General features: G+C 71.8%; 13 protein-coding genes. 4 read left to right on the forward strand and 9 right to left on the reverse strand.

The window, feature by feature from the left end; all coding sequences use genetic code 11:
* Window positions 1-81 precede the first annotated feature (81 nt).
* The 4 genes from SALPAC4_RS0105145 to SALPAC4_RS0105160 all read left to right on the forward strand — a co-directional run bounded on the left by SALPAC4_RS0105145 (window position 82) and on the right by SALPAC4_RS0105160 (window position 4,597).
* On the forward strand, window positions 82-1,170 hold the full coding sequence (locus tag SALPAC4_RS0105145; protein ID WP_019869431.1) for a sugar ABC transporter substrate-binding protein: 1,089 nt from the start codon (window positions 82-84) through the stop codon (window positions 1,168-1,170).
* Between the two features lie 106 nt (window positions 1,171-1,276).
* On the forward strand, window positions 1,277-2,092 hold the full coding sequence (locus SALPAC4_RS0105150; RefSeq protein ID WP_019869432.1) for an ATP-binding cassette domain-containing protein: 816 nt from the start codon (window positions 1,277-1,279) through the stop codon (window positions 2,090-2,092).
* Window positions 2,089-3,351, forward strand: coding sequence for a sugar ABC transporter permease (locus SALPAC4_RS0105155; protein WP_019869433.1), 1,263 nt, complete (start codon window positions 2,089-2,091; stop codon window positions 3,349-3,351). The genes SALPAC4_RS0105150 and SALPAC4_RS0105155 overlap by 4 nt, the downstream gene beginning before the upstream one ends.
* A 64-nt stretch (window positions 3,352-3,415) precedes the next feature.
* On the forward strand, window positions 3,416-4,597 hold the full coding sequence (locus SALPAC4_RS0105160) for an ROK family protein (protein ID WP_027644389.1): 1,182 nt from the start codon (window positions 3,416-3,418) through the stop codon (window positions 4,595-4,597).
* A 32-nt stretch (window positions 4,598-4,629) separates the two neighbouring features.
* Here SALPAC4_RS0105160 and SALPAC4_RS0105165 read toward each other — a convergent pair whose 3' ends face one another.
* The 9 genes from SALPAC4_RS0105165 to SALPAC4_RS0105205 form a co-directional block, all read right to left on the reverse strand.
* On the reverse strand, window positions 4,630-4,884 hold the full coding sequence (locus SALPAC4_RS0105165) for a hypothetical protein (protein ID WP_018729162.1): 255 nt from the start codon (window positions 4,882-4,884) through the stop codon (window positions 4,630-4,632).
* A 2-nt stretch (window positions 4,885-4,886) separates the two neighbouring features.
* On the reverse strand, window positions 4,887-5,945 hold the full coding sequence (tsaD, locus tag SALPAC4_RS0105170; protein WP_018729161.1) for a tRNA (adenosine(37)-N6)-threonylcarbamoyltransferase complex transferase subunit TsaD: 1,059 nt from the start codon (window positions 5,943-5,945) through the stop codon (window positions 4,887-4,889).
* On the reverse strand, window positions 5,938-6,441 hold the full coding sequence (gene rimI, locus SALPAC4_RS0105175; protein WP_019869435.1) for a ribosomal protein S18-alanine N-acetyltransferase: 504 nt from the start codon (window positions 6,439-6,441) through the stop codon (window positions 5,938-5,940). The genes tsaD and rimI overlap by 8 nt, the downstream gene beginning before the upstream one ends.
* Complete coding sequence (tsaB, locus tag SALPAC4_RS0105180; protein ID WP_018729159.1) at window positions 6,438-7,115, reverse strand: tRNA (adenosine(37)-N6)-threonylcarbamoyltransferase complex dimerization subunit type 1 TsaB; 678 nt, start codon at window positions 7,113-7,115, stop codon at window positions 6,438-6,440. Before tsaB ends, rimI begins: the two co-directional genes overlap by 4 nt.
* A 79-nt stretch (window positions 7,116-7,194) precedes the next feature.
* Window positions 7,195-7,896, reverse strand: a complete 702-nt coding sequence (gene ung, locus SALPAC4_RS0105185) for a uracil-DNA glycosylase (RefSeq protein ID WP_019869436.1) — start codon at window positions 7,894-7,896, stop codon at window positions 7,195-7,197.
* Between the two features lie 112 nt (window positions 7,897-8,008).
* Entirely contained in the window at window positions 8,009-8,518 is a 510-nt protein-coding gene (tsaE, locus tag SALPAC4_RS0105190; RefSeq protein WP_018734103.1) for a tRNA (adenosine(37)-N6)-threonylcarbamoyltransferase complex ATPase subunit type 1 TsaE, read from the reverse strand.
* Entirely contained in the window at window positions 8,515-9,609 is a 1,095-nt protein-coding gene (locus tag SALPAC4_RS0105195; protein WP_019869437.1) for an alpha/beta fold hydrolase, read from the reverse strand. Before SALPAC4_RS0105195 ends, tsaE begins: the two co-directional genes overlap by 4 nt.
* Window positions 9,606-10,724, reverse strand: coding sequence for an alanine racemase (gene alr / locus SALPAC4_RS0105200; RefSeq protein WP_019869438.1), 1,119 nt, complete (start codon window positions 10,722-10,724; stop codon window positions 9,606-9,608). Before alr ends, SALPAC4_RS0105195 begins: the two co-directional genes overlap by 4 nt.
* 21 nt (window positions 10,725-10,745) lie before the next feature.
* On the reverse strand, window positions 10,746-12,251 hold the full coding sequence (locus SALPAC4_RS0105205) for an NAD(P)H-hydrate dehydratase (protein WP_027644388.1): 1,506 nt from the start codon (window positions 12,249-12,251) through the stop codon (window positions 10,746-10,748).
* Window positions 12,252-12,287: the final 36 nt, after the last annotated feature.

Below are 12,287 nucleotides of genomic sequence, written 5' to 3' on the forward strand. Positions count from 1 at the left end.
TGTGTCCTCCAGGGATCGCGGAATAGGTTGCCGGGCACAACAAACCATCCCCCAATCCCCCACCTGGAAAGGACCCTGCAGATGCGCAAGGGTTTCCTCGCCGCTGCGACCGTCGGCCTCCTGGCCACCGGCAGCATGGCGGCCTGTGGCGACAACTCCGACGAGGAGTCGGCCGGCACGACCCCCAAGGTCGGCGTGATCCTCCCGGACAGCAAGTCCTCCGCCCGCTGGGAGGGCGCGGACCGCAAGTTTCTGGAGGACGCCTTCAAGGAGGCCGGCGTGGAGGCCGACATCCAGAACGCGCAGGGTGACAAGACCGAGTTCCAGACCATCGCCGACCAGATGATCACCCAGGGGGTCACCGCCCTGATGATCGTCAACCTGGACTCCGGCACCGGCAAGGCCGTCCTGGACAAGGCCAAGTCGCAGGGGGTCGCCACCATCGACTACGACCGTCTGACCCTCGGCGGCTCGGCGGAGTACTACGTCAGCTTCGACAACGAGGCCGTCGGCAAGCTCCAGGGCGAAGGCCTGATCAAGTGCCTCACCGACGGCGGGGTGCAGAACCCCTCGATCGTGTACCTGAACGGCGCGCCGACCGACAACAACGCCACCCTGTTCAAGAACGGCTACGACTCGGTTCTCAAGCCGAAGTTCGACGCCGGCGAGTACCAGCAGGTCGCGGACGACTCCGTACCGGACTGGGACAACGCGCAGGCCGCCACCATCTTCGAGCAGCAGCTCACCAAGTCCGGCGGCAAGATCGACGGAGTGCTCGCGGCGAACGACGGGCTCGGCAACGCCGCCATCTCGGTGCTGAAGAAGAACAAGCTCAACGGCAAGGTCCCGGTCACCGGCCAGGACGCCACCCCGCAGGGCCTACAGAACATCCTCGCCGGTGACCAGTGCATGACCGTCTACAAGGCGATCAAGCAGGAGGCCCAGGCCGCCGCCGAACTGGCCATCTCGCTGGCCAAGGGGGAGCGGAAGGAGACCGGCCAGACCGTCACGGACCCGGAGAGCGGCCGGGATGTGCCCGCCGTGCTGCTCACCCCCCAGGCGATCTACAAGGAGAACGTCAAGGACGTCATCGCCGACGGCTTCGTGACCAAGGACGAGGTCTGCACCGAGGCGTACGCCGAACTCTGCGCGAGCGCCGGCATCAGCTGACCTTCGCCGCGGCGACGTCGCCCGGCACGGGCCACCCCGTGCCGGGCGACGTGTCGCCGCATCCGGTGGTACGACGACCTCCCCTCACGTGCGTTAAGGAGTCCCCGTGTCCGCGACCCCCCTGCTGGAGCTGCGCGGGATCGACAAGAGCTTCGGTCCCGTCCAGGTCCTGCGTGATGTCGCTCTCTCCGCCTTTCCCGGACAGGTGACCGCGCTGGTCGGCGACAACGGCGCCGGTAAGTCCACCCTGGTCAAGTGCATCAGCGGCATCTACCCGACCGACGCCGGTGAGTTCCTCTTCAACGGTCACCCGGTGAGCATCCACAACCCCCGCGACGCCGCCGCACTCGGCATCGAGGTCGTCTACCAGGACCTCGCGCTCTGCGACAACCTCGACATCGTGCAGAACATGTTCCTCGGCCGGGAGAAGCGGCACGGCCTCGTGCTCGACGAGCCGACCATGGAGCAGATGGCGGCGGACACGCTCGCCGGGCTCTCCGTCCGCACCGTCAAGTCGCTCCGCCAGCAGGTTTCCAGCCTCTCCGGAGGCCAACGGCAGACCGTGGCGATCGCCAAGGCGGTGCTCTGGAACAGCAAGGTCGTCATCCTGGACGAGCCGACCGCCGCGCTCGGGGTCGCGCAGACCGCACAGGTGCTCGAGTTGGTTCGCCGGCTGGCCGACAACGGCCTCGCGGTCGTACTCATCTCCCACAATATGAACGATGTCTTCGCCGTCTCCGACCGGATCGCCGCGCTCTACCTGGGCCAGATGGTCGCCCAGGTGAAGACCACCGACATCACCCACGCCCAGATCGTTGAGCTGATCACCGCCGGCCGCTCCGGTGCGCTCGGGTTCAACGCGGGCAACGGATCGAACGACACCGGCGGGGAGCCCGCCGCCGCCCCGGGAGCCGCCCGATGACCAGCACCGCCCTCCCCGACCAGGAATCCGTGGCCACCCCCGCCGCCGTACCCACCCTCACCAGCCACGTGCGCGGCTACCTCAGCCGGGTGCGCGGCGGGGAGATCGGTGCGCTACCCGCCGTCCTCGGCCTGATCGTGCTCTGCACCGTCTTCGCGATCATGCGGCCGTCGTTCCTCACCACCGCCAACTTCGCCAACCTGTTCACCCAGGGGGCAGCGGTCACGCTGATCGCCATGGGGCTGGTCTTCGTCCTGCTGCTCGGCGAGATCGATCTCTCCGCCGGCTTCGCCAGCGGAGTCTGTGCCGCGGTGCTGGCCAACGTGGTCACCGTCCTCGGCTACCCGTGGTACTTCGCGGTGCTCGCCGCTGTTCTCACCGGAGTGTTGATCGGCAGCGTGCTCGGCATGCTGGTCGCGAAGATCGGTATTCCGTCCTTCGTGGTCACCCTCGCCGGCTTCCTCGCCTTCCAGGGCATCGTGCTGCTGCTGATGGAGGAGGGCAGGAACATCTCGGTCCGCGACCCGGTGCTGGTGGCGATCGCGAACCGCAACCTGCCACCGGCTCTCGGCTGGGCCCTGGCCGGGCTCGCCGTCGCCGGCTACGCCGCGATCCAGGCGATGCGGTACCGCAGCCGTGCGGCCCGGGGCCTGGTCACCGACCCGCGCACCGTGGTCCTCGCCCGGGTTGTCGGGCTGGCCGCCGTGCTCGGCACGACGGTCTACCTCCTCAACCAGGAACGCAGCTTCAACGTCCTGATCAATTCACTCAAGGGCGTACCGATCGTGGTGCCGCTGATCGCAGTACTGCTGATCACCGGGACCTTCGTACTGCAGCGCACCAGCTACGGCCGGCACATCTACGCGGTCGGCGGCAACAAGGAAGCAGCCCGCCGAGCCGGCATCAACGTTGACCGGATCCGCATCTCCGTCTTCGTGATCTGCTCCGCGATGGCCGCGATCGGCGGCATTGTCGCCGCCAGCCGGGCCAACTCGGTCGACCCGAACACCGGTGGCAGTAACGTACTGCTCTACGCCGTCGGCGCGGCGGTGATCGGTGGCACCAGCCTCTTCGGTGGCAAGGGTCGGGTCCTCGACGCGGTGCTCGGCGGTGCGGTCGTCGCCGTGATCGACAATGGGATGGGTCTGATGGGCTACAGCTCAGGGGTCAAGTACGTGGTAACCGGGGTGGTCCTACTCCTCGCCGCCAGTGTGGACGCGCTGTCCCGGCGTCGGGCCGCCGCCAGCGGCGGCCGCTGACCGGGCCGGCCCGACCAGACCAACGACGCCGCCCCGCCACCGCACTGAGGAGCAGTACGCCGCGATGCGCGCAGGACCGAGCCAGGATGAGATCCGTCGGCAGAACCTCGGAGCGCTGCTGCGGTACGTCCACATGCACGGGGCGACGTCCCGGGCCGAACTGACCACCACGCTGGGGCTGAACCGCAGCACCATCGGCGCACTCACCACCGACCTCGCCGCGGCCGGCCTGGTGAGCGAGGGGGCGCCGAAGGAGACCGGCCGGGCCGGACGACCGTCGCTGGTCGTCCGGCCCGAGTCGACCCGGGTGCACGCCTACGCGTACAGCATCGAGGTGGACCGGCTGCGGGCCGCGCGGATCGGGCTCGGTGGCGGGGTGCTCGACCGGCGGGAACTGGCGCGGCCACGGGGCATCACCGCCGCCGAGGCCGCGCCGTTGCTGGCCCGGGCAGCGCGGGAGATGCAACAGTCCCTGCCGGCCGATGCGATCTGCATCGGCGCGGGCGTCGCCGTCTGCGGCCTGGTCCGCCGGGACGACGGACTGGTCCGGCTCGGCCCCACGATGGGCTGGGTGGACGAGCCGATCGGTGCGGCGATCGGCGCCGAGCTGGGGCCGGACGTTCCGGTCGTCGTCGGCAACGTCGCCGACGTGGCGGCCTTCGCCGAACACACCCGCGGCGCCGCCACCGGCTGCGACAACCTGATCTACCTCTACGGCGATGTCGGCGTCGGCGCCGGCATCATCGCCGGTGGGCGTCGGCTGACCGGACACGGCGGCTACGGCGGCGAGGTCGGACACATGGTGGTCCGGCGGGACGGCACCCGCTGCGAGTGCGGGTCGCGGGGCTGCTGGGAGACGGAGATCGGCGAACACGGTCTGCTGCGGGCCGCCGGCCGCTCCGACACCCAGGGCCGAGACGCGTTGCTGGCTGTCTTTGAGGCCGCCGACCGGGGCGACGCCCAAGCCCAGACCGCGGTCCGCACCGCCGGAGACTGGCTCGGCTTCGGCGTGGCCAACCTCGTCAACATCTTCAACCCGGAGTTGGTCATCTTCGGCGGTGCGATGCGGGACCTCTACCTGGCCGCCGCCGCCCAGGTGCGCAGTCGACTCAACGCCAGCGCCCTGCCCGCCTGTGTGGAGCACGTCCGGCTGCGCACCCCCGAACTCGGCGACGACGCCGCCCTGATCGGCGCGGCCGAACTCGCCTTCGAACGGCTCCTCGCCGACCCGCTCGACGTCAGTTAAGCCCGTCCTCGGGGGACTGATCGGCGCGGGGATCAGCGATCGACCGGCGTGAAGTCCCAGGAGTACGGGGGACGCGCGACCAGGGTCACCGGCGCGTCGGGCAGCGGACGGGGGTTGCCCCGCCACTTCGAGATCACCACGACCCGGTGATCGGTGGAGGAGAAGACCTCGCTGGAGACGTGCAACGGGTCGTGTTCGAACTCCGGCAGGGCGGTCTCGCACACCCAGGTAATCAGGTCGGCCATCCCGTACGGCTCGGCCCGTACCTCCCACATCCGCACGATCATGTCTACTCCTCCCCGGTAACACTGACTGTCGTCAGTGGCATCGCCGAATCGGCGGGCAGGTCCAGGCGGCTCGGCGCGACACCGGCGGCGACCAGGTGTGAGCCGAGCGCGGCGACCATCGCGCCGTTGTCCGTACACAACTTCGGGCGGGGCGTTCGCACCCGGATGTCGTACTTGGCCGCGCGCTGCTCGGCCATCGCCCGCAGCCGCGAGTTGGCCGCCACTCCGCCCCCGATCACCAGGGTCTGCACCCCGCTGGACCGGCAGGCATCCAGTGCCTTCCCGATCAGCACGTCGCAAACCGCCTCTTGGAAGGAGGCGGCGACATCGGCGACCGGGATCGGCTCGCCGGCCCGTTGCCGACGCTCCACCCAACGCGCCACCGCGGTCTTCAACCCGGAGAAGGAGAAGTCGTAACGGTGCGCTGCCAGGTCCTTGGCCGCGGTCAACCCGCGGGGGAACGCGATGGCCGCCGGGTCACCGGCGCCCGCCGCTCGATCGATGTACGGGCCACCGGGGAAGGGCAGCCCGAGGAGACGGGCGACCTTGTCGAACGCCTCACCGGCCGCGTCGTCGATCGTGGCGCCGAGCGGGGTGACGCCGTGGGCCAGGTCGTCAACGAGCAGCAGCGACGAGTGCCCGCCCGAGACCAGCAGGGCGATCGCCGGCTCGGGTAGCGGCCCGTGTTCCAGGGTGTCCACGGCGACGTGCGCCGCCAGGTGGTTCACGCCGTACACCGGCTTGTCGGCGGCGACCGCGTACCCCTTGGCCGCGGCGACCCCGACCAGCAGCGCCCCGGCCAGACCGGGGCCGGAGGTTACCGCGATGGCATCGACGTCAGCGAGCGTCACCCCCGCCTCCGTCAACGCCCGGTCCATCGTCGGGACGATCGCCTCCAGGTGGGCCCGACTGGCCACCTCCGGCACCACCCCGCCGAACCGGGCGTGCTCCTCGACGCTGCTGGCCAACGCGTCGGCGAGCAGGGTGTGTCCCCGGACAATACCGACCCCGGTCTCGTCGCAGGACGTCTCGATCCCCAGGACCAGGGGTTCGTCAGCCATCGGTCAACTCCTCGTCCCGGCGCATGACCAACGCGTCGGTGTTGCTCGGCTGGTAGTACCCGCGCCGCACCCCGATCGCCTCGAAGCCATGCGCCGCGTAAAGCTTCTGCGCCGGGGCGTTGTCCGCGGCCACCTCCAGGAGAATGCCGCGGACCCGCAGTCGCGCCGCCTCGGCCAACAAGGCGCGCAGCAGCAGCCGCCCGACCCCCCGCCGCTGCGCGGCCCGGCAGACGGCGATGTTCTGCACCCACGCCTCCTCGCCGCCGACTGCGGTGAGGCCCGCGTAGCCGAGCAGGGCTCCCCCCTCGGTCGCCACCAGGTAGTGGTGCCCGTTGGCGAGTTCGTTCCAGAACATCGCGGCCGACCACTGCTCGACACCGAAGAGGTCCGCCTCGATCGGCAGCACCTCGGCGATGTGCCACCAGCGAAACCGCTCCAGCTGAATGCCGCTCCCGCCGCCAGCCGGTTCGCCACCCCGGTCCGCTCCCCCACTCACGGCAGGACCGACTTGCGGCCCGCCGCGGCGACCGCGTCCGGGCGCCGTAGGTAAAGCGGGGTGAGCGGCTCACCGGGGGCACCGGCGGCGATCCGCTCCGCCGCGAGCCGCGCCAGGGCCACCGGCAGCGGGTAGCGGGGCTCATCGGCGACCGGCAGCTCCAGCGTCGCCGCGTACCGGTGCGCGCCGTCGCCGATCGCGGCGACAACCGCCAGGTCACGGGCGCGCGCGGCGGCGACCGCCGGAGCCGAGACCTCGGGGCCGACGATCCGTTGGCCGGCCCCGTCGTACACCGCCCAGTAGATCTCCCGGCGGCGCGCGTCGGTCGCCGCCAGGACCGGCTCGCCGGCGGCGGCCGGGAAGCCGACGGCGTCCAGCGAACAGACCCCGTAGGTCGGCAGGCCGAGCGCCTGCCCCATTGTGGCAGCGGTGACCAGCCCCACCCGCAGCCCGGTGAACGGGCCCGGCCCGAGGCCGGCGACGATCGCACCGAGAGCGGAGGGGCGCGCACCGAGGTCGGCCAGGACCGCGTCAACCTGTGGGGCGAGCAACTCGCCATGGGCTCGGGCGTCAACGGCGCAGCGCTGCGCCCGCATCTCGACGCCGGCCGCCGTGACCTCCACCAACGCGGCGATCACCGCGGGGGTCGAGCTGTCCACCACCAGTACGAGCACGGTGAACCAGCCTAGCCGCCCGGCCGCCGGACCCGGCCCCGCCCCGGCCGAGTGGTCAGGCGGCGGCGCGGCCGAGTGGTCAGGCGGCGGCGCGTTCCCAGTCGATCGTCGGCAGACCGGCGTCGGCGAGTGCCTTGTTGGCCGCGCTGAACGGGCGGCTGCCCAGGAAACCCCGCGGGTTCATCGGGCTGGGGTGCCCCGCCTCCAGCACCACGTGGCTCGGGTTTGTCACCAACGCCGCCTTCTTCCGCGCATACCCGCCCCAGAGCAGGAAGACCACCCGGTGCTGCACCGCGTTCAGCGCCCGAATCGTCGCGTTGGTGAAGTCCTCCCAGCCGCGGTTGGCGTGCGAGCCGGGGCTGGCCTCGCGGACCGTCAACACCGAGTTGAGCAGCAGCACACCCTGCTCGGCCCAGCCACCCAGATTTCCACCGGCCGGCCTCGGCACGCCCAGGTCGGCACCGAGCTCCTTGAAGACGTTGCGCAGTGAGGGCGGCGTCGGCACCCCGGGGCGGACGCTGAAGCTCAGCCCGTGCGCCTGCCCGGCCCGGTGATAGGGGTCCTGGCCGAGAATCACCACCCGGGTCTCCGTCGGCGGGCAGAGCTGGTAGGCCGAGAAGAGGTCCGCCACGGGCGGAAAGACGGTCTGGGTGGCGTACTCCTGCGCGACGAAACCGGCGAGCGCCGCGGTGCGGGCCGGGTCGAGCTGTGGGGCGAGCGCGGACCGCCACTCCGGCGGCAGCAAGGCCAGCAGATCCAGGGTGGGTGCGTCGTCGGGCATCAGCGGCCTTTCCGGTCGGGGCGTCCCGCGCACTCTAGTCGCCGGCTCCGACAGCACCGGCCGCCTCCCCGCGCCACCGGACGAGGCTGCCCCGGGTGGTTTGTCGCTGCTGTCAGCTGTCGATGAATCCGGGGGCGCCGGTCAACCGGGCACTCCAGTCGCCACCGACCGGTTCCAGGTCGACCAGCCGGGTGTCGTCCTCGCGCCGGTCGATCCGAACCCAGAGGTGCTCCGCGACGAGTTGCTCGGCGAGCCCTTCGCCCCACTCGACCACGGTCACCGCCTCGTCCACCGACGCGTCCAGGTCCAGGTCGTCAAGCTCGGCACGGGGGTCGCTCGCATCGCCCAGGCGGTACGCGTCGGCGTGTACGAGGGGCAGCGAGCCGCCCCGAACCGGATCGGGCTGGTGTACCCGCGCGATCACGAAGGTCGGGGAGGTTACCGCCCCGGCCACTCCCAGACCGGCGCCGATGCCCTGGGTGAGGGCCGTCTTGCCGGCACCGAGGGGACCCGTCAGCAGCAGCAGGTCCCCCGCCCGGAGGAGGCCGGCCAGCCGACGGCCGAAGGCGTGCGTGTCCGCGGCGGTCGGCAGGGTGAATCGGATCGGCCGGCCGGGGTTCACAGCTCCTCCAGGAACCGGGTCAACGCCGCGTTCACCTCGTCGGCGTGCTCCAACATCACCACATGCCCACTGTCGGGGATCTTGACGAACTCAGCGTGCGGCAGCCGGCGGACGATCTCTTCCGAGTGCGCCACCGGCGTGATCATGTCTTTCTCGCCAACCAGCACCAGCACCGGCGCGCTGGCGAGCGCCGCCAATGCCGGGAACCGGGAGTGGGTGGCGAGCGTTCGCAGATAGCGGGTGACGGTGTCGGCGGAGGTCCGGGAATTCATCTCCTCGACGTAGGAGACCAGAGCCGGGCTGGGGTGACCGGCGCCGAAGCCATACCGGCGGGTGAGCAGCCAGGCCACGTTGGAGGTGGACCGACGCGCTCGGTCGATCACTGGGCTCCCGTAGCGGGCGGCGTTGCTCATCAGGTGCAGCACCGGCGAACCGACCCGCCCCAGCAGTGCCGGGGCGACCAGCTTGGTCTCGGCGAGCAGCCCGCCCGAGGTGGCCAACAACACGGTGCCCACCACCCGGTCCCCGAACAGCTCCGGGAAGAGTTCCGCGAACGCCATGATGGTCATGCCACCCATCGAGTGGCCGACCAGCACCAGCGGGCCCTCCGGCGCGGCCCGGTCGATCACCGCGCGCAGGGTCCGGCCGAGCGCGGTCAGGTCGTACTCGCCGGTTTCCAGCTGGCCGGAGCGCCCGTGCCCCGGCTGGTCGTACGCCACGATTCGGTGCTCGCCCCGGGCGGCGAGCACCTTGCGCTGGAAGTGGAAGGTGCCCTGGTCCAGGCAGAACCCGTGCACCAGCACGATGGTGGGGTTCCCGCTGATCGGCCGCGCCGGCTCGACCACCTCCACGTGGATGTCGGTGCCGTCCGGCATCTCCACCCGCAGCGCCTCGTCGAACCGCTGCGCACCGAAGTCCTCGCCGGCGTACCGGTCGGTGGGATCGGCCTTCAGCCGACGGACCAGCGCGCGTTCGGTCGCGACGCCGGCGACGAGACCGGCGGCCGCGACACCAACGGCGGCCAACGCGCCGATCGCAGCCCGGGGGTGGCTGGCTCGGGGCAGCGGAACCCGGAACCGGGACGACGTCATGGCCGCTCGCCGTCGTAGCAGCGGGGCACCCGGGTGCTGCCGAATCGGGTGACGATCTCATAGTTGATCGTGCCGACCGCCTCGGCCCAGTCGTCGGCGGTGGGCTCCCCGTTCCGGCCGGCGCCGAAGAGGGTGGCCACATCTCCCGGCGCCACCGCATCATCGCCGCAGTCGAGCACGAACTGGTCCATGCAGACCCGACCGGAGATGGTCCGCCGGACGCCACCGAGCTGCACCGGGCCGCTGTTGGACGCGTCCCGGGGAACCCCGTCGGCGTACCCGAGTGGAATCACGGCGAGGTTGCTCACCCGTTCGGTGGTGTACGTGTGGCCGTAGGAGACCCCGGTCCCCGCCGGGACCTGCTTGGTGAGCATCACCCGGGCCCGAGCGGTCATGGCCGGTCGCAGGCCGAAGCGCTCCCCGGCCACCGGTGAGAGCCCGTAGACGGCCAGCCCGGGACGGACCAGGTCGAAGTGGGCGTCCGGCCGGGTCAGTGTGGCCGCCGAGTTGGCCAGGTGGCGGTAGCGCGGGCGCAGCCCCGCCCTCTCCACCATGCTCAGCCCTTCGTGGAAAACAGCGAGCTGCCGGTCGGTGGTCGGGTGTCCGGGCGCGTCGGCGTACACGAAGTGGCTCCACACCCCCACCACCTCAACCGCGCCGTCAGCCTGCGCCTTCGCCGCGGCATCGAGCAGCTCCGGCCACTGCGAGACGGTCGCGCCACCCCGGGACAGCCCAGTGTCGATCTTGAGGTGCAGTCGGGCTGGACGCCCGGCCACCCGGCCCGCCTCGACCATCTCGTCGAGCTGCGCCACGCTGGCCGCACCGAGGTCAACACCGGCCAGCACCCCTTGGTGTAACGGCAGGCCCGGCGCGAGCAGCCAGGCCAAAATCGGCACGGTGATCCCGGCCCGGCGCAGGGTGAGGGCCTCGTCGAGGGTGCAGACACCGAGCCAGTCGGCACCACCATCCAGCGCGGCGTGGGCGGCCGGGACCATGCCGTGGCCGTACCCGTCCCCCTTGACCACCGCCATCAACTCGGCGGCGCTGCCGGAGCGCAACCAACTCACGTTCTCACGGATCGCGTCAAGGTCGACGCGTACCTCGGCCTGCCACATGCCCACAGCCTACTGAGTTGATCAGGAGTTGGGCCCGGCCCAGGTCGATCCACCGATCCACCCGAGCCCGGCCAGCACCGGGCGCAGGGCGGCGGCGACATCGGGCGAGGCCACCGGGCCGCCCTGCGCTGCCTCCCGACCGGCGAGCCCGTGCAGGTACGCCGCCGCGGCGGCGGCCCGCTCCGGCGCCAGACCCGCGGCGAGCAAGGAGCCGAGCAAGCCGGCCAGCACGTCGCCCGTACCACCGGTGGCCAGGGCCGCGGTCCCGGTCTGGTTGACGTAGACCCGGCCGTCTGGCGTGCCGATCACCGTCCGGTCGCCCTTGAGTAACACCACGGCGTTCATCCGGGCGGCCAGGCGCAACGCGGCAGCGACCCGGTCGTCGCCGGGAGTCTCGCCGTAGAGCCGGGCGAACTCCCGGTCATGCGGGGTGACCACGACCGGGGCGTCCCGCCGCCGGAGTTGGTCGGCGAGGGAGCCCTTGACGAGCAGCGTCAACGCATCCGCGTCGAGCACCGCCGGCACCGGTGCCGCGAGTACCGCCCGCAGTTCACCAGCCGCCTCGTCACCGGTACCCAGCCCGGAACCACACACCCACGCCTGCACCCGACCGGCCTCGGCGACCCGGTCGGTGGCGATCACCGACGGGTGTTGGCGCAGCACCTCCGCCTGGGCGCTGCCGGCGTAGCGGACCAGGCCGGTCGGGCCGGCCAACGCACCGGCGACCGAGAGCACCGCGGCACCGGGGTAGACGGCCGAGCCGGTGGCGACACCGACCACGCCCCGGCTGTACTTCTCCGCCGCCGGTCCGGGCCGGGGCCACCAGTCGGTCACATCCGCCCGCTCGGTTACCTGCAGCGCCGCGGTGCCACGCAGCCAGGGCGTGAGCCCGATGTCGACCAACTCAACCTGGCCGGCCAACGGCGCCGCCGCTCCCACCACCAGCGCGGGCTTCAAGGCACCGAAGGTCACCGTGACGTCGGCGCGGATCGCGGCCGGCTGACCAGCCGCGGTCAGCGGAACCTGCCCGGTGTCGACCGACACCCCACTCGGCACGTCCACCGCGACCACGGTCGCCCGATCACCGGCTCGCCCGCGACACTGCGCCAGGCCCGCCGTGAGCTGCGCTGCCGGTGCGCGGAGCCCACCGCTGCCACCGAGCCCGACGATGCCGTCGAGCACCAGGTCTACCCGGGCCGGCGGGCGGTCAACCAGCCGGCCGCCGGCGGCCCGAAACGCCGCCAACGCCTCGGCGTGCGCCCGGTCCGGAGCTAGCAACAGCGCCGAAACCGCCGCCCCGCGTCGGGCCAGCCGGGCGCCGGCGAAGAGCGCGTCGCCGCCGTTGTCGCCCGAGCCGACCAGCAGCAGCACCGGAGCGCCGTAGACACCACCCCGGTCGGTGAGGAGCAGCGCACAGCGGCGGGCGAGCCCGGCGGCGGCCCGCTGCATCAGCGTCCCGGGTGGGAGCGTCGCCAGCAAGCCCGCCTCGGCGGCGCGTACGTCCGCCACCCGCCACACCGGTCTCATCCCACTCCGTCCCCGTGCCCGACTCGACGGGGCACG

This window comes from Salinispora oceanensis, assembly GCF_000383575.1.
Classification (GTDB): domain Bacteria; phylum Actinomycetota; class Actinomycetes; order Mycobacteriales; family Micromonosporaceae; genus Micromonospora; species Micromonospora oceanensis.